The sequence below is a fragment of the Paracoccus sp. N5 genome (genome assembly GCF_000371965.1).
Classification (GTDB): Bacteria; Pseudomonadota; Alphaproteobacteria; order Rhodobacterales; family Rhodobacteraceae; genus Paracoccus.
In genome coordinates this window covers 117,992-135,000 of the sequence record NZ_AQUO01000002.1, presented here as the reverse complement: position 1 = coordinate 135,000, position 17,009 = coordinate 117,992, and the positions used below count along the sequence as shown (strand labels likewise).

13 protein-coding genes, 1 tRNA gene, 2 rRNA genes and 1 pseudogene (1 of these 17 cut by a window edge) are annotated in these 17,009 nt (G+C 63.2%); 6 read left to right on the top strand and 11 right to left on the bottom strand.

The window, feature by feature from the left end; translation table 11 throughout:
• The 3 genes from PARN5_RS0115170 to PARN5_RS0115160 all read left to right on the top strand — a co-directional run.
• Positions 1 to 1,745, top strand: a 23S ribosomal RNA gene (locus tag PARN5_RS0115170); it begins 1,081 nt to the left of the window's first position.
• 86 nt (positions 1,746 to 1,831) lie between these two features.
• A 5S ribosomal RNA gene (gene rrf, locus PARN5_RS0115165) occupies positions 1,832 to 1,946 on the top strand.
• 58 nt (positions 1,947 to 2,004) lie between these two features.
• Positions 2,005 to 2,081: transfer RNA gene (locus PARN5_RS0115160), tRNA-Met, on the top strand.
• On the opposite strand, the gene PARN5_RS23635 is transcribed toward PARN5_RS0115160, so the two are convergent.
• The 6 genes from PARN5_RS23635 to PARN5_RS22295 form a co-directional block, all read right to left on the bottom strand.
• Entirely contained in the window at positions 2,038 to 3,807 is a 1,770-nt protein-coding gene (locus tag PARN5_RS23635) for a recombinase family protein (RefSeq protein WP_081615039.1), read from the bottom strand. The two genes, PARN5_RS0115160 and PARN5_RS23635, sit on opposite strands and share 44 nt — an antisense overlap.
• A 27-nt stretch (positions 3,808 to 3,834) precedes the next feature.
• On the bottom strand, positions 3,835 to 4,062 hold the full coding sequence (locus PARN5_RS24315; RefSeq protein WP_157404046.1) for a hypothetical protein: 228 nt from the start codon (positions 4,060 to 4,062) through the stop codon (positions 3,835 to 3,837).
• A gap of 361 nt (positions 4,063 to 4,423) precedes the next feature.
• The gene (locus tag PARN5_RS0115140; RefSeq protein WP_018000621.1) at positions 4,424 to 5,341 is read right to left on the bottom strand and encodes a hypothetical protein; all 918 of its coding nucleotides are present in this window, start codon (positions 5,339 to 5,341) and stop codon (positions 4,424 to 4,426) included.
• A 491-nt stretch (positions 5,342 to 5,832) separates the two neighbouring features.
• Positions 5,833 to 8,100, bottom strand: coding sequence for an AAA family ATPase (locus tag PARN5_RS0115135; RefSeq protein WP_157404045.1), 2,268 nt, complete (start codon positions 8,098 to 8,100; stop codon positions 5,833 to 5,835).
• Positions 8,101 to 8,435: 335 nt separating this feature from the next.
• Positions 8,436 to 9,605 carry a hypothetical protein gene (locus tag PARN5_RS23630; protein WP_081615011.1) on the bottom strand — a complete coding sequence of 390 codons (1,170 nt, stop codon included), beginning with the start codon at positions 9,603 to 9,605 and terminating at the stop codon, positions 8,436 to 8,438.
• A gap of 157 nt (positions 9,606 to 9,762) precedes the next feature.
• Complete coding sequence (locus PARN5_RS22295) at positions 9,763 to 10,299, bottom strand: hypothetical protein (protein WP_018000618.1); 537 nt, start codon at positions 10,297 to 10,299, stop codon at positions 9,763 to 9,765.
• A 115-nt stretch (positions 10,300 to 10,414) separates the two neighbouring features.
• Here PARN5_RS22295 and PARN5_RS23625 point away from each other — a divergent pair, with 115 nt between their 5' ends.
• From PARN5_RS23625 to PARN5_RS23620, 3 genes and pseudogenes are all read left to right on the top strand, one after another.
• A complete protein-coding gene (locus PARN5_RS23625; protein WP_081615010.1) occupies positions 10,415 to 10,594 on the top strand; it encodes a ribbon-helix-helix protein, CopG family in 180 nt (59 codons plus the stop codon).
• A gap of 131 nt (positions 10,595 to 10,725) precedes the next feature.
• A pseudogene (locus PARN5_RS24940) lies at positions 10,726 to 11,013 on the top strand (transposase); the annotation flags it as partial.
• Complete coding sequence (locus PARN5_RS23620; RefSeq protein ID WP_232419300.1) at positions 10,911 to 11,513, top strand: IS5 family transposase; 603 nt, start codon at positions 10,911 to 10,913, stop codon at positions 11,511 to 11,513. The pseudogene PARN5_RS24940 and the gene PARN5_RS23620, both read left to right, overlap by 103 nt.
• Here PARN5_RS23620 and PARN5_RS24310 read toward each other — a convergent pair.
• From PARN5_RS24310 to PARN5_RS24935, 5 genes are all read right to left on the bottom strand, one after another.
• Positions 11,505 to 12,005, bottom strand: a complete 501-nt coding sequence (locus tag PARN5_RS24310; RefSeq protein WP_157404044.1) for a hypothetical protein — start codon at positions 12,003 to 12,005, stop codon at positions 11,505 to 11,507. The two genes, PARN5_RS23620 and PARN5_RS24310, sit on opposite strands and share 9 nt — an antisense overlap.
• 107 nt (positions 12,006 to 12,112) lie before the next feature.
• The gene (locus tag PARN5_RS0115110) at positions 12,113 to 13,513 is read right to left on the bottom strand and encodes an ATP-binding protein (protein ID WP_232419411.1); all 1,401 of its coding nucleotides are present in this window, start codon (positions 13,511 to 13,513) and stop codon (positions 12,113 to 12,115) included.
• A 606-nt stretch (positions 13,514 to 14,119) separates the two neighbouring features.
• Positions 14,120 to 15,364 carry a hypothetical protein gene (locus tag PARN5_RS0115105; protein ID WP_018000616.1) on the bottom strand — a complete coding sequence of 415 codons (1,245 nt, stop codon included), beginning with the start codon at positions 15,362 to 15,364 and terminating at the stop codon, positions 14,120 to 14,122.
• 1 nt (position 15,365) lies between these two features.
• Positions 15,366 to 15,989, bottom strand: coding sequence for a hypothetical protein (locus PARN5_RS0115100; protein WP_018000615.1), 624 nt, complete (start codon positions 15,987 to 15,989; stop codon positions 15,366 to 15,368).
• A gap of 560 nt (positions 15,990 to 16,549) precedes the next feature.
• Complete coding sequence (locus PARN5_RS24935; protein ID WP_018000614.1) at positions 16,550 to 16,837, bottom strand: hypothetical protein; 288 nt, start codon at positions 16,835 to 16,837, stop codon at positions 16,550 to 16,552.
• Positions 16,838 to 17,009 lie beyond the last annotated feature (172 nt).

The following is a 17,009-nucleotide window of genomic DNA, read 5'->3' as shown; positions in this document are numbered from 1 at the left end:
TTGGCTTAGAAGCAGCCATCCTTTAAAGATAGCGTAACAGCTCACTGGTCTAGGATTCTTGCGCCGAAAATGTAACGGGGCTCAAGCCACGAGCCGAAGCTTTGGATGTGCAGCAATGCACGTGGTAGCGGAGCGTTCTGTGATATAGAACGCTGCCTCTTCTATCCTTCGGGATAGCGGAGGCAATGTTCTGACTGTGAAGCCGGGCTGTAAGGCATCCGGTGGAGTGATCAGAAGCGAGAATGTTGACATGAGTAGCGACAAACAGGGTGAGAGACCCTGTCGCCGAAAGTCCAAGGGTTCCTGCTTAAAGCTAATCTGAGCAGGGTAAGCCGGCCCCTAAGGCGAGGCCGAAAGGCGTAGTCGATGGGAACCAGGTTAATATTCCTGGGCCAGGAGATGGTGACGGATCGCAGGTGTAGTTCCTCCTTATCGGATTGGAGGGGCTGCTGAGCGGTTCCTGGAAATAGCCCTCCATGAGACCGTACCCTAAACCGACACAGGTGGACTGGTAGAGAATACCAAGGCGCTTGAGAGAACCACATTTAAGGAACTCGGCAAAATACCTCCGTAAGTTCGCGAGAAGGAGGCCCCGTTGGCAGGCAACTGTCGGCGGGGGGCACAAACCAGGGGGTGGCGACTGTTTACTAAAAACACAGGGCTCTGCGAAGCCGTAAGGCGACGTATAGGGTCTGACGCCTGCCCGGTGCCGGAAGGTTAAAAGGAGAGGTGCAAGCCTTGAATTGAAGCCCCGGTAAACGGCGGCCGTAACTATAACGGTCCTAAGGTAGCGAAATTCCTTGTCGGGTAAGTTCCGACCTGCACGAATGGCGTAACGACTTCCCCGCTGTCTCAAATGTGGACTCAGCGAAATTGAATTGTCTGTGAAGATGCAGACTTCCCGCGGTTAGACGGAAAGACCCCATGCACCTTTACTATAGCTTCGCACTGGCATCAGGATTGTGATGTGCAGGATAGGTGGTAGGCATTGAAACCGGGACGCCAGTTCCGGTGGAGCCATCCTTGAGATACCACCCTTCGCACTCTTGATGTCTAACCGCGGCCCGTTATCCGGGTCCGGGACCCTGCGTGGTGGGTAGTTTGACTGGGGCGGTCGCCTCCCAAAGAGTAACGGAGGCGCGCGAAGGTTGGCTCAGAGCGGTCGGAAATCGCTCGTTGAGTGCAATGGCAGAAGCCAGCCTGACTGCAAGACTGACAAGTCGAGCAGAGACGAAAGTCGGCCATAGTGATCCGGTGGTCCCGAGTGGAAGGGCCATCGCTCAACGGATAAAAGGTACGCTGGGGATAACAGGCTGATGATGCCCAAGAGTCCATATCGACGGCATCGTTTGGCACCTCGATGTCGGCTCATCTCATCCTGGGGCTGGAGCAGGTCCCAAGGGTATGGCTGTTCGCCATTTAAAGAGGTACGTGAGCTGGGTTTAGAACGTCGTGAGACAGTTCGGTCCCTATCTGCCGTGGGTGTAGGATACTTGAGAGGAGTTGCCCCTAGTACGAGAGGACCGGGGTGAACGTTCCACTGGTGGACCAGTTGTCGTGCCAACGGCAGTGCTGGGTAGCTATGAACGGACAGGATAAACGCTGAAGGCATCTAAGCGTGAAGCCCCCCTCAAAACAAGGTATCCCTTGAGAGCCGTGGAAGACCACCACGTCGATAGGCCGGAGATGTAAGCGCAGCAATGCGTTCAGTTGACCGGTACTAATGGCTCGATTGGCTTGATTTGATCCGGAAGAAGACAGACCTTCTTCCAAAAGCATCCTTGGACAACCCATCCCGCAAGGGATGACGCCGATCTCGCTCCTTTTCCGGTCTGGTGGCCAAAGCACGAGCAAAACACCCGATCCCATCCCGAACTCGGCCGTTAAGTGCCGTCGCGCCAATGGTACTGCGTCAATAGACGTGGGAGAGTAGGTCACCGCCAGACCTGAAAAGAAGCGAGAGATCTCTCAAAACGATAACGCGCTCGCAAAAAGCGCAAATGGCGCGGGGTAGAGCAGCCCGGTAGCTCGTCAGGCTCATAACCTGAAGGCCGCAGGTTCAAATCCTGCCCCCGCAACCAGAATTAATTCACTAGCTATATCAATGCTTTGATAATCCGACGCTTCGGATTGTTCATTGATTACCTCGCCACGCCCCGCTTTCCGCGGGGCTTTTTGCGTTTGGCCCGCTGCCTCGACAATCTCATGCACCGGCAGCCCACAGGCCAGCCGCAGCAGGCTCGCTAGGGCACCATGAAGATGGATCGCAAGGCCGGGTTTGCCATCCGGGGTCGCCTCGGCCGGGACGGGCACCAGTTCCACCTTCTCGATCAGCAACCGCAGCGCCTCCTTCGCCTCATCCATCCGTTCAGCTTCCGACAGCCCCGCGATCAGCTGGCTGATCCGGGTTCGGTAGGTCTTCGCCATGCTCGGATGGATGCGGATCGGGTCCGGGGCAGGGGAGGCCGAGAGCTGGCGCTCCAGATCCTTCCGACGCGCGTCCAACGCGATCATCCGGTCCTTCACTTGCTCGGCGGGCACCCCGGCGACGATCGCGTCGACCAGCTTCTTGTGGTCGGTGCTCACCTGCTTCAGCTCCCGTTCAAGATCGGCGCGCCCGGCGGAGCGTTCGACCTGCAGGCGGTTGCGTTCGGCGGCATATTCCTCGCAGAAAATCCGCACCGCTTCGTCGTCCATCAGGTGGTGTTCGAGGGCGTTGAGCACCCGGGTCTCGAGATCCTTCTGTTTGATCACCGTCATATTGGTGCAGGCGGCTGCACCCTTCTTGCGGGCGGTCGAGCAGCCGAAGGCATCTTTTGAGACCTTCGAGAACCCGCCGCCGCAGCACCCGCAGGTCATCAGCCCGGAAAACAGAAATTTTGGGCGGCGCCGGTCCCAGATCGGCACATCGGTGTGCTTGGTCTTCATCGCACCCTGCCGCGCCTTGACCCGGTTCCAAAGTGCGTCGTCGATGATCCGCAGGTGCGGCACGGTGGTCTTGATCACCCGTTCGGGTGCATTCGGTTTGGAGACACGCTTGCCGTGATCCGGGTCTTTCCGGTAGTTCAGCCGGTTCCAGACCAACTGTCCCACGTAAAGCTCGTTGTTCAGGATGCCGGTTCCACGTTCGCGGTTGCCGAGAATGGTCGACGTGCCCCACCAGCGCCCACGAGGAGCCGGGATATTCTCGAGGTTCAGCGCCTCGGCGATCTTCCCGGCGGAAACGCCTTGCGCATAGTCGCGGAAAATTCGCCGCACTACCTCGGCCTCGGCGCGGTTGATAGCGCGGTCTCCGTGTTCGGATTTACCATTCACGGTGACCGCGGGCAGGACGTCATAACCGTAGGCGTTGCCGCCGGCGAGTTTGCCGTTCTTGACCCTGCCTTTCTGGCCGCGGTGCGTCTTGATGCCGATATCGCGCAGCAGGATCTGGTTCATCGTCCCCTTCATGCCGATCAGCATGGCATCGACCTTGCCTTCGGTCAGCGTGTGGACCTCGATGCCCTGATGCTCCATGCGTTCGTGAAACTTCGCGATGTCGGCGAGCTTCCTCGACAGCCGGTCCATCGCCTCGGCCAGAACGATGTCGAATTTGCCGGCCTTGGCATCACGTTGCAGTGCCTCGATCCCGGGACGGAACATGCTGGCACCTGAGATCGCCCGGTCCTGGTAGGTGCCGGTGACCTGCCAGCCTTCGCGCGCGGCGAGATCGCGGCAGGAGTCGATCTGGTCCTCGATCGAGGCATCGCGCTGCTTGTCGGTCGAGAAGCGGGCGTAGATCGCCACGCGCAATTTTTGCTTCGTCATGGGGCATCTCCTTCGAGGCGGAAGGGATCAGTGGGGATCGGCGGCATGATCGCGGCGCGCGGCGTCGCGGGCGAGGGCGCGCAGGAAATGGCGGAACAGGTCGCGATCCTCCGACAGACCGCGATTCCCGGCAAGGGCTTTGTCGGTCGGAGAGGCCGGTGAGGCGGAAACCGCAGGGCCGGGAGATGCAGAAGGAACGGCCGCCGTCTGCGCGGCGCCGTCCTTCTTCGCAATATCTCTCCGGTCCCGTGCCATCGGCCGAGCTGCTCCCTGCGCCGCAGGGCAGGGCCCGTCGGCGGTCGTTGATGATGATCCTGTGCGGGGCTGAGCCCGCGGTTGTTGGGAAGATCATAAGGCATGGGAACGTCTCTCTCAGCGGAAAACTGGGTTCTCGGGGCACGTGAATGTGGATAACTACCTGAAAATACGGAAATCTCATTCTTAGAAGGGGCAGCCGAGTTCAGGGGGCGGCTTATGGGCAAGCGCGCCGAACGCATCTGGAGCACCGGGCGGTGCGTCAGCCGGGCGCAGCGGACCATCGGGCGCGAATTATCCGGATTTTTGATTTAGGCTGGCCGGGGGCGCATGATCTGGGCTTCCGGATCGACTTGGCAGCTCACCCAGCAAACTCCGGTCTGTCCGGATAAAGCTGCGCGACAACGGCCCTGCGCATGCGGATGGCGAGGCTGTCGTGCCAGATCTCCATCGCCCGTTTCCGCTCAAGCGGAGGGAGCCAGCCGTCCGGCCACCGCCAGTTCGAAAAGAACAGCCAGTCCAGATCATGGATGCGGAGAAGGATCAGTCCCTCGCGCACCGAGTCCCGGGTGAGCGGTAGGCAGATCACCCGGCTGGCACCGTATTCGGCGCGTAGTTCGTCCTTATGGGCCGCGCGACGGATCAGCCCCTCGGTCACGTCGGCCTCGGTGATGGTGACCAGCCGGTCCAGTTCGTGGCGGATATCGGCGGGCATGTCGTTGGCGGTTCGGTCGAGCGCCTGTCGAAAGCGCGGATCGGCGGTGATGTCGAGATCCCATTCCTGCGGCTCCTTGCGCCAGAGCACCGATTCCGAGGCTGCGGTCCATTGGCCGGATTCGACCAGGCCGAGCGCGTGCAGGACCGGCACCACCTCCGGGGCAGCCCAGGCTGGGCCGAGCCGATGGGCGGTCCTAATGTTCGGCTGAGGCAGGACTACGCCCGCGCGCCGACCCCACCATGCCGTGGCCTCGGGGGATTCGCACCCGTCGGGCAGCCGGTAGGAGAGCAGCCCGCATTGATGGGCGAGGCTGAGCATGGTGACGCAGATATCGTCCCATCGGGGAAGGCTGTCGGGTAGGCAAGGGTGGGTCAGCGGCCGCGCACCGCGCCCGGTGTCTTCCGCCTGACCGAGGGCGATCAGCGCATCACAACCGAATTGATAGGCGGTGGTGAACATGTGGTCCCACTCCTCGCCCTTGCGATCAAGGACAGGCAGGTTGGATTCGATGAAGTGGATCACCGGAGGGATCCAAGCCGCTGGATTTGGATGGTGGATCATGGCTGGTTTCCTTGTCTGGGGGAATATCCGAGGGATATGGTTCAAGACATCGAGGGCGGCCTTCCATGTCGCATGAGCAGATTCTCAGGGGCTCGAGACAATGTCCGGGGATAATCGGATCTGCGGGGCGGGCTGCGTATGGCCAACTGGGAGCTTCGAATTCCGTCGGGGGATGCCGGTAATTCGCTTCTGGGGGGCGTATCTCTTTGTTCTTTGTGCCTGACCTTTCTCTTTTTGAGCTGGTTGCGCTGTGAGCCGAATTACCCGAGGCTTTCCTGGGTCTTTTGTCTTTTGGTTCTTTGCTCTCTTTCTTTTTTATCCCGTGGGAATGGAATGGGCGGCGGGCAGAGCCCGCCGCAGGGAGTGCCGTTTTGGTTTTGAGGGTTTTTATTGGCGGCTCCGCCACTTTCTTTTGTTTTTGCATTTTTGTTTGTGGAGACGCGGTTCGATGACGCCGCGATCACGTGGGGCGGGCGCCACTTCGCTGAATGCTATTGCGGTTGCTGCGCAGGGTGCGCGTCATGAACTTCATCCGGTGCCACATTGCGCACCCGCGCGAGCCAGCCTTCCGCTTCGGCGCGATCCATGTCGCGGGACGCGGCCAGCGCCCCGGCCATTTCTTCGAGCAGGTTGCGGTGCATGTTCAGGATCTGCGTGGCGCGCTTCTCGGCAGCCTCCAACGCGCGGCGGACACGAAACAGCACGTCAGGGTCCAGCGCGATCAAAGTGTCGGGATCGGCGGTCCAGACCGGACCCTGAGCACCAAGCCCATAGCGGGCCTGGATCGATGTGGCGATCATCGTCGCCTGGGCCAGATCGGAGTCAGGTCCGCCGCCGGCACCGGCCGAGATGTCGCCAAGCACGAGGCGTTCGGCGGCACGTCCGGCGAGCAATTGCGCCAGACGATCCTGCATGTCCTGCAATACGCCATGTTTGGCCTCTGCATCGAACAAGGTGCCGCCGCCGCCGTTACGGTCGAGGAACATCCGTTTGACAGGCCCGAGGCGAAGGGCCGCACAGGTGATGGCATGGCCGCATTCGTGCAGAGCGACGCGACGATCGATGGCGGGGTCATGGGTGAGCCGAAATACCTGCTGGAGATCCGAAACGGTCATGTCCCGCTTCGCCCCACGGGCTACCGCCCGCGCCTGCCTGATGGCGGCATCGACATCCGCAGCGGAGCAGCCGACGGCGCGCGTAGCGAGATCGCGCAGATCGGCCTCGCGCCAGTCCGGCAGGCAGTGCCGGAACACGCCGAACAGACCCTCGGCATCCGGCAGGGGCAGGGCGACCTTCATGTCGAACCGTCCGGCCCGCAGCACCGCCGGATCGATCGTGCCCGGATGGTTGCAGGTGCCAACGACGATAACGCCTTCTTCTCGGGCGATCGCGTCCATCTCGGCGAGGAACGCATTGATCACTTGGGTGCGGTAGGACCTGTTATGCTGATCGCGATCCTCGCGCGAGCCCACGGCATCGATCTCGTCGATGATCAGCACGGTCGGTGCTTTCGTCCGCGCCTCGGCGAAGGTCCGGCGCATCTCGCGCAGCATGTCGCCCAGATGGCCGGCGGCCTGCCATCCCCCGAATGTGCCGGTGACAACCGCGAAACCGGCCGAATTGCCCATCGCGCGCGCGATCCAGCTTTTGCCGGTGCCGGGCGGCCCGTAAAGCAGCAGGGTGCGGGTCAGGTCGGCCCAGGCGACCTCGCCTTGCTTCCACATACGAAGGTCACGGGTGATCTGACGCGCGGCCCGTAAGGCCGGGGTGTCGCCGTGGATGTCCTCCAGGCAGGGGCCGTTGGCGCCAGGGCGCTGCGGGGTGGCCGTGAGGGTTGCGATCCGTTCGGCGACGGCTTTGGCGGTCGGCGCACGCATTGCCAGACTGAGGGCCAGTGGCTCCAGTTTGGACAGCTCAGCGCCGTCCGGGAGGGCGGCGCGCACAGCGGTCTCGTCGATCCGGCCCGTCGCGCTATGGGTCGCCCGAAGGGCTGCGATCAGGATCTCGACTGAGAGAGGCGCATATGTCCGGCGCTGGATTGGCACTTGCTGCAGCATGGCGGGCAAGGCCGCCTCATCTGGCCAGAGGATGGCGATCGGTGCGCGCATATCGACGGCACGTGCGAGATCGGCGGCGAATGCGCTCACGGCGCGTTCAGAGACTTTATTGTTCGAGATGTCCGGGCCGAGCAGCAGCACGTAGGGTTTACCCTTTGGTAGGCGACCAAGAGACAGAGCGACGGACATGTCCTGCGGGAGCAAATGCTGCATGAGCCGATTGATCTGATCGATGAGATCACCCGGGACGCGCTCGATCATGGTGATCGCGCCGGGCATCAGCATGGCGTCGCGGTCATTGAGGCTGCCAATGCTGGCGGCAAGGCGCAGCAGCGGAATTAGCTTGCCGGCGGGTAGCCTGATACGGGGCTGAGATGACCCATTGCTTGCGGTGGCAGTGGGATCGCCGCCGGCGTCCGCGATCGCGTCAAACTCTTCGGGCGAGACGTTTTGCCCGGCGGTGCTAGTGTTCAAGATTTGAAGCATAGACGATCCCGGAGGCGACATTGCCGCCTCCAGCAACTCGGGCAGGTCCATGTCTTCCGGGTCGAGTGACGGATCCCAGGAAGGGCCCAGCTTCTCGATCAGATCTGCCTCGAGGCGGCGGATGGCGTGACGGGCCAGGGGAAGCCAAGTGGGATGATTGCGGGTTCCGGAATTGGATTCAGGATTGCTGGACGGGATGGAGATTGTCTGGGTCATGGCAGGATTCCGGGTATGAGAGGGGCGGGCCATCCGGGGATCCGGATAGCGGCGGGAGAGGTAGTAGAGCGGGCCAGGACCCCGCGTTGAGGGATGTGGTGGCGGTGTCAGGTCAGGGGTCGGCGGGGATCCGGAAGGCTTCGTGCGTCGTGCGCATCGCAACTCTGAGGATCCGGACTCCGGGATGGAAACCGCCGGAAACCTTGGCATTCGTCCGACGCAGGACGGGCTTCCGGGTCGCGGTGAGGTGCGCAACTCCTTGATTGCCTTTGGCGATATCCGGATCGGCGAAATGGTCTCCTCGCGTGATCCGGAGTCGCCCCCTCCGGGACCCGTTACCCGGTCAGGCCCCAATGGCGCCGCAGGATCGGGTGGCGATCACGCGCCGCTGCGACGGGCCGGGGTTTGCGGTGCGGGTGGGATGGTGCTGGAGCCCGGGGGACCGATGCAGCAGGTAAGGGCGTTTCCGGGTCATCGGGTGCGGCTTCCGGATCGTTGACAACCGCAATGCGGGGCGGGGTGGAAAGGTGATCCGGAGTCCGGTTGCGCGCCGCATCGGTGATCTCCGCCTCGATCCGGTCGAGGGTGTCGTGGAGAATGGGAAGCGACTCAGGCCTGTAGATCTCTGACACGACATTCATCAGATCCGCGTATTCCGGATGGGGCACCAGGGTTTCCGGATGTGCGCGTTTGAGGCGGGCATGGGCGGCCTTCTCGCGGGCGCAGGCGTCGTGGCCGGTCGGCATGGCCACGACCCGGAGCACCTCGACAAGGGCATCTTTAGGGAGCCCCAACTGGTGGCGGTGACGTTTTACGGGATGAGAAGAATACCCTAATTTGATATAGTGCCTCTTTGTTCCCTGATGACGGATGTCGAGCAGATAGATGTAGGAAGGCTTGGCGGTCCAGCTCTGTCCGCAACCTGCGCAGTCGCACTGACCCCACTTCATATTGGCCACGGCGATGCGTTGTTCGTGTCCGCAATGGTGGCGATAGAGCCGATAGGAGGCATTGCCCTTTGGATCGCGGCCAAGGCGCTCCCAGCCGAAACGGGTGCCCTCAGCTTCCTCGCGATGAACAAGGCAGGTCTCGCAACGCGGGGCAACTTCGCCCTTGGCGACACGGTCAACGAAGCTGAACTGGCGCCGGACCTCGTGGCCGCAGGGCAGGCCATAGTGGCCGTAATGACGGTGCGCGGTATCTCGGCCAAGCCATCTCAGGCCGACGGCAATGGCGGTCGTGCGCCAGCGGGTCTCGATGCAATGCGGGCACAGGGGCTGCGCCGACATGAGCACGGAGTGGCGTGCCACATGGATGCCCCCACAGGTCTGGCAGCGCAGCGCGATACGGAAGCGATCCAGAACACGGGCGATCAGGGTGAAGCCTTTGCTCCGCGCCACATCGGCCCAATGGACATGCAGTTCGCCATGATGAATGACGAGCGGAAGATTGGAGACCGAAAGCGGGGTGTGGGTGGTGTGCGAAGACAGGATGGTCGTGGACATAGGAAGTCCTCCCGAAAACAGGATGAGAAGATGAAGCCAGACCTCGGGCGCACGCAGGACGTGCGACCAGGAGCCGGTGGCGGAAGAAATGGGACAGGTGCGCGGCTGTGGCTGCCCATCTGTGATGGGCGCCCAAGTCGTCAGATATGTGGGGCGATCAGGCTGCGGGCGCCAGCATGAGATTGGACGCGTCCGGTTCGATCACAACATAGTCCGCCTCGATCATCCCCGCGAAATCCGGGAGGCGCGCAAGGGCGTTCAAATGCTGCCGGAAACTCGCAACCATCAGGTCAACGCGCCGTGCAACGGGGCCATTGCCGGCACAGCGGAAGGCGTGCGGGAAGCGGTCGGGCAGGGCGAGAAGGGTCTGGAACTGCTCCGGGCTGTCGCTCTCGATCAGCATCTGTGCCAGGCCTGCACAGCGCCGGAGCGGCAGATCCTCGCGCCGCCGGGTAGGCGCTGCGCGCAGAGCAGTGATCGCGTCGAGGACACGTGCCCGGGCCCGCTCGGCATCGCGGATCCACGCATCGCAGGCCGGATCCCAGCTGCCACAATGCTCAAGGTCACGCTCAGCCTCGATGTAATCCGCGAGGTCGCGCATCAACGTGGTGAAGCCGATGGTGATCGGCGTGTGCGTGAACGCGCTGTTGGCTTCCGGAAAGTCAGGTGCCGTGATAGGCGTGTGAATAGCCATGAGTGATCTCCTGAGGATCAGTTGTGGTTAGGGCCGGGCAAGGGGGTAGGAGCCCTTGCCTGTGCCTGCATTATATGACACCATTAAACCGTAAATCAAGTATAGATTCGGAAAAATGGAAAAAAAACGCGGACGCCCTCCTGTGGATTCGGAGGCGATCAATCTTCGGCTTCCTCGTGAGCTTATAGAAGCCATAGATGACCGCCGCCGGTTGGAGCCCGACCTGCCAACGCGACCGGAGATGATCCGGCGGGCACTGGTCCAGTGGCTGGAGATGACAGGCCCGGAACGTTGAGGGCCCGGACGCTTCGGTTGGTTTGCTAAAACTGGCGATCATGGGATACTCGGTATGGGGCTCAATCGTAGGGCGTGTTGACAAAAGGGATTCACCGGGCGCGGTGATCGTGATTCAAGCTGGTATCTGCAATGGAGACCAGCGTGGCACGAAACCTGATGTCGAACGACGAGTGGGCGTTCTTTGAACGCTTCATCCTGGCTGTCCGTTCTCCGAACGGCCGCAAGCCCACGAACCATCGGCTTGTTCTGGATGGGATTTTCTGGATCGCCCGAACGGGGTCGCCCTGGCGCGACCTGCCGGAAGAGTTCGGCAAATGGTCGTCTGTCTATCGGCAGTTCCGGCGCTGGACGTTGGCGGGGCTGTGGGAACAGATCCTGGAGGCGCTGAACGAGAGCCGGATCGTGCCGGATGCGCTGCAGATGATCGACAGCACCGTGGTTCGCGCTCATCATCAGGCAGCGGGCGCAAAAGGGGGACTCCGCGCCAAGGTTTCGGCCGCTCGCGAGGTGGCTTCACGACCAAGATCCATCTGCGGGTCAATGCGGCAGGCCTGCCCATGAGAACCGAGATCACGGCCGGGCAGACATCGGACTACCTCGGCTTCGATCTGGTCATGGCTGACAACCTGCCCGAGCCAAGCGTTCTGCTCGCAGACCGCGGCTACGACTCCGACAACATCCGCAAGACCATGGAGGTGCGCGACGTGGTGCCGGTCATCCCCATGCGCAAAACCCGGAAGCTACGGGTCGCCGTTGACCGCAGGCTCTACCGCCTGCGCAATCTCGTTGAGCGGTGCTTCAACAAGCTCAACAATGCCCGTCGCGTCGCCACCCGCTACGACAAGACCGCCGAAAGCTTCCTGGGCTTCATCGACATCACGTCGATCCGCCTCTGGCTCCGCCATTTGTCAACATGACCTAGGTACTTTCCGGACATGCAGGGCCAATGCCGTTCCGATATAGCCAGCAATCCCGGAAAACACATAGGCGCCCAGTTCGATATGCCATCCGCAGCCTGCAAGAATAGCCGAAACCACCCTCGCGCCTGTCGCCAAAACGGAGGCCCGGTGGCAGACGACAAAGCAATTGTCGTCCGTCATCATGACATGCTCGGGACTTATGCCGCAAGGATCGCTGGAAACAGGTCGCCCCTTCATTGCCAGACATGAGCCTCCGACAAGGATCGCGCTGGTCGCCGAGACATGGACCTCTTCGTCGGCAGCATATGCATTCGCAGCGAATTCACCCAGAAGGAATGTGGGATCGAACATCGCAGAGAATTTCCCATGCACCTGACTTGTCTCAGGATAGAACGCGACAACCGCCGCTCCCCAGCAGGATGTCCAGCCACCCATCGCGCAAGATGGCAAAAAGCGCTGAAATGACGGACATAATACGATTGAACCCATAACGGGATTATCCTCTTTAGCGGCTGGGGAAACGGGGGGCGTTCTTGGCGCGAGGCCCCGCCCGAATTGTCCGGGCGAGGCTGATCGCTGATGCTGCGGCTTACGGCCTATTCGGCTTTGGCACGGATCCGCCAGATATTGTCGCCCGTCGGATCGTTCTCTCCCCGAGCCTTGTTGACCGCCCAGACATTGCCGGCGCCGTCCGCGCGCAATTGGTTGGGCAGGTTTCCGGCATCCAGATTGGCCACGATTTCGCCGGAGGTATTCACCACGGTGATCGTGCCCGCGCCGCGGGTAGCCACGAAGGCGAGCCGCGAGACAGGCTCGAAGGCGACATTCAGTGGCTGTGCCCCGACCGGCACGCCGAACAGAACCTCGCCCGAGGCCTCTTTCACGATCAGCAGGTTGTCGCTGCCCTGCGAGGCCACGAAAATCAGCTCTTCCTTGGGATCGTAGGCCACGCCCGAGGCCGATTTCGCGCCGGGCAGCGGGATGAGCTTTGCCTTACCGCTATTCAGATCGACGACCGCGGCCTCGTTCGTGCTCATCGAAACATTGAGCAACTTGCCGCCGGCAGGATCCAGGTCCAGCGCCATGGCCGAAAATTCCTCGCCGCGTTGCGTGGATTCAAGAATAATCGGATCGAGCTTCTCAAGGGTTTTCGTGTCGAAAACCTCAATGTTTCCGGTGCGCGTGGCGGAAGCGTAGGCGCGGCCGTTCACCTCGTCGATAACGACGTCGCGGGCGTGGTTCACCTCGCCCGGCGCGAACTGCTTGACCAGCGAAAGATCATCCTGACGATAGACGGCGATCGTGTTCTGCCGGGAGTTGGTCACCCAGACAGTGCCGTTCGCATCGTCGACGCCGATGCCGTAGACCGCGAACAGGCCGCCGTCTTCTCCCTCGCGGCGTGCTGGTGCCGCACCCGGCGTAGCTTGGGCCAAGACTTTAAGCGTATCGGCGTCGAGCTTGGTCAGCGCGGATTGCTTGACCGGCGGACGCCCCACTGCGGATGTCACGAACAGGGCCTTGCGGGCCTTGCTGTAGGCCACCTGATAAAGCCCCCGAGCGACCGGACCGTTCGCAATGTCGAACTTGTCGGCACCCGACAGCGGCACCTCCGGGGAAATCTTCAACGTCACGACCTGTGCCGCTGCCGGCTTTTCCGCGATGACCAAGATCGGCTGCTGCCCGATGGCGGCTTCCGCGTCGACCGCCAAGTCGAAGCCGAATTTTCCTTCGGCATCGACGACGAGCGGGGCTTCCGCGTTCAGCACATGCGGTCCCCGCATCAAGGTAATTTCCTGGCCGGGAACCAGCCCCTCGCCGGAAATCACCGCCCTGCTACCCCTGAGAACGGGGGCGCCCCGCTCAGCAGATGATGCGCTGATCCGGCCCGAAAGATCGGCGACTGGAGTGAAGACCGTATCCGCGTTGACGGCTGCTGCGCTGACCATGAGCGCGGCAACCGTTCCACCAAGCGCAAGGCGCATGGATATGAAAGCCACGATAAATTCCTCTCGACTTCTATTTCAATTGTCACGAACGCGCAGTTCCGCGCGGCCATGGGTCTTGTGATTGAACCAGATGGTCCACCCGGCGTCCGGCGTCATGCCGGACGCGGGCGGAGGCATTGGTCTTGTCCGAGCATTTGAGCCATACCGTCTGCTGCGCGGTCCCGCTCGACGTGCGGCTTCCACCAGCGCCGGACCCCGAGGATTTGCCGCGCGAGGACGAGCGGCTCGAACCCGAGGGGACATCCCCGCGGCAGACCCAACCCTCGGCTCCGGCGACCTGGACTTGCGCCGTGGGCCGAGCTGCTGGACCTGTGCAGTCATCCCGGCGGTACGGGCCGGCTTCGCCAGGGCCGGCCCGCCAGGAAACGCAAGCGCCAGGGCGCAGGCCGCCATGTTCATGATCAGAAATGCCTTCACGGCCATCTCCTGCGGTTGGTTGCACCGGCCCAGGCCGGGGCGATTTTCGTGGACCGCGCCGGGATCGTGGACTGACAGCCTCTAGCCCGAATGGCTGGTTCGAGGCGTCTCCGGCGCAGGCCGTATCATGGCGCAGGCCGGATCAGACGTTTCGATCATCGGGCTTTCCTGGAGGGTCCGTCATTGGAACAATACCGCTGCTTCCGGTGAGGGACGCAGCCCAAGCATGTCGCGGAACCGGTCGGGCGGCGTCGCCGACAGTATGCCAAAGCCGGAAGCACAGGGCAGGGGTTCATCCGCCGGCCGGCGTTCCATTCCGACCCAACCTCGGCGCAGCAGGCCCGGATAGATAAACGCGTCGATCTCGGCCAGCGCCGCCAGCGAGGCCAGCGAGCCGTCCGGCACCGGATAGGCATCGGCAGCCTGCGGGGGCGCAAAAAACACCAGCCGCGCCTCTTGCGGGTCGAGCGCCGCCAGAGCCTTGGCGAAATCCGCCCTGCTGATCCATTGGCTGTCGGAATTCTCGCCCGAGCTCGGGGCATAAAGCCAGCCGCCGGTCATTGGCTCGTTCTCCTCCGGCAGGCAGGCCAGCAGGACGAGCGGAGGCGGCAGGTCGGCAGGCGTCAGATCGAGATTGCCCTGATGCGGATCCTGCCAGATGTCGTCCAGCACGGTGGGCGAGGCAAGGCCGGGCAGCATCCGCTCGGCCATTTCACCGACCAGCCGCTCATAGGTGACGACGCCCGGCAGCGTCTCGTGCAAGGCCGCGCCGCGATAGCGGGTGGCGACGGTCGCGGCGCTGTCGCTCGGGCCGCGAGGACCGTCGGCGACCAGCGTGGCGATGCGGATGGCGTTGCAGGGATCGGCCAGCAGGTCCAGCAAGCCGCGGTCGGACAGGTCCGGCCCAGCCCCGTCAGGCAGCCATGCCGCATGGTCGCGCTGCGCTTGGGTGATGGCCTTGCGGGCGGTGGAAAGCCGCACCTGCGCCATGCCATAGGACCAGTCCGGCGCGCGGCCGGCCAGGGCGAACCAACCTTCGGCAAGCGCCATTTCCATCTGCCGCCGCCAGGCCGGGCGCATATAGACCTCGGCCGCGACCAGGGCCTTGACCAACGGGTCGTTGGTGCAGGCATGGGGCAGGCCGACCGCATCCCAGCGGGTGCGGGCGGGGCCGGTTGTCCCATCCTCGTCTCCGGTCTCCTCCAGGGCGGGAGAGATACGGATGAAGCCGGCGCGGAACAGCGCGGTCGCTGCCAGGTTGACCAGGGGCGAGGGCGGCCGGTCGCCGCCGTCGGGCCGATAGCGCGGCCCGGGTTGCAGGTCGGTCGCGCCAAGGAATAGCAGGGGCGCCAGCAGCGCTGCCAGCGCCACGGCCAGCAGCGGCGGCAGGAACAGCTTTCGCAACAGCGCGAGCCACCCCGCCATGCTAGCCTCCGGCGCGGCTGGCCAGGAAAGCCGCCAGCGTGGCCGAGACGCCGCCGCCCACCATTTCGAACAGCGGCTTGGTCAGCGGATGCGTGGTCAGCGTGGCCCAGGTCAGCGGCGCGCGCGCGGGGTTGGGGGCCAGCACGGTCGCGGCGGTATTCGCCCCGGCCAGAGCAAACAGCGCATAGCCGGTGAAATAGGCGAAATAGGCCACCAGATAGATCAGCCGATAGCGCACCAGCGACGGGTCGATCAGCAGATCCCACAGCAGGATATAGGGCCATGCCATCAGCAGCGCCGCAAAGAAGGCCGCAAAGGCCAGCGTCAGCGGCAGCTGGTCGCGCGCCAGGGCCGCCAGATCCAGCCGGGGCGTCCGGTCGGGCGGGATGAAATCCCGCTGCACCCGCAGCAGCGCCATGACAGCCGCCGTCAGGGCAAAGGCTGTCAGGAAGGGCGTCGCCAGCTTGATCGCCAGCGCCACCGGCTTCACCAGGTCGCGGTTGTCGAACAGAAAGGCCGAGAATGAGAAGTAGAACGCATCCGGCAGCAGATAGCTGCCCAGCCGGATGGTGGCGAAATTGACCAGCAGCGCAAGGACAAGGGCAAAGGGATCGACGGACTTCATGAACGCACCGAAAGATTGCCTTTGACCAGCAGGATAGCACGGCGCGGGGTGGCGGTCATCGGCCATGGAAGATCGGGGCGGGCACCCCACGCTGGCTTGCGGCGGGCCCAACGAGCGAGCGAGGCGCGGGCCGCGGGATCATGCATCCTGCCGGGACTGTCCTCGGTTCCGGCGCTGTCCAGCGCGGCGATGCGCGCGCCCTGGCCGGGTCTGACAAGCCGCAGGTGATCGAGACGGCGATCCTGCCCGGCAACCGCAGCCCGCGGAAGCTTTCCGTGATGACCTCGATCCTGTCGCAGGTCGGGCAACCGATGCCGGTCTGGCGCGGGGGCCGATGGCGTCGCTTGACCGGCTGGTCGGAGCCGCGTCGATGGGCCGGTTCGGCAAGGCTGGCAGATCGAGGTGCCGGATCTGGGCGCTATTCCCAGCGCATTTCGGGGCGAATATGGTGGAGTTTCGCGCCGGTCTGGAACTGGCGGTGATGCGCTACGGGCTGGCCGCATTTGTTGCCCTGCGCCGCCGTCTGCCGATGCCGGTCAACCCGCCGGTGGTACGGGCCTTCAAGCTGGCGGCCGACCTTGTGGCTCTTGCCCCGCTTCCGTCGCGCATTCTTCATCCAGGCCGGCAGACGCCTCGCCTGGGATCAGTCCACGGTTCGACGGCTCTCCGGTCGTTTCGTCGCAGATGCCGATATCGGTGACATGCGGACCCGGATTGCAGGCGAGCGAAGCCCCGACCAGGGATTTGAAGCTGTGCAGGGGCGGCAGCCAGTCCGCCACCTCGGCCGCGGCATCCCGCAGCGCGGACAGCGCTTCGGCCACCTCTGCCGTCGGACGATTCGACAGCAATCCGCAGACCGGCAGTCCCAGCAGCGCCAGCAGTTTGCCGCCTGACCGTATTGACCCGAGCCAGCGGACCGACCGCGGAGATCTGGAAATCCTCGGGGCGCAGGTGGCCCAGCTTCATCGTATCGGTAAAAGGCGGCGTCTCCGGCTCCCGGATCGGGGCAAGGCAGGTGCC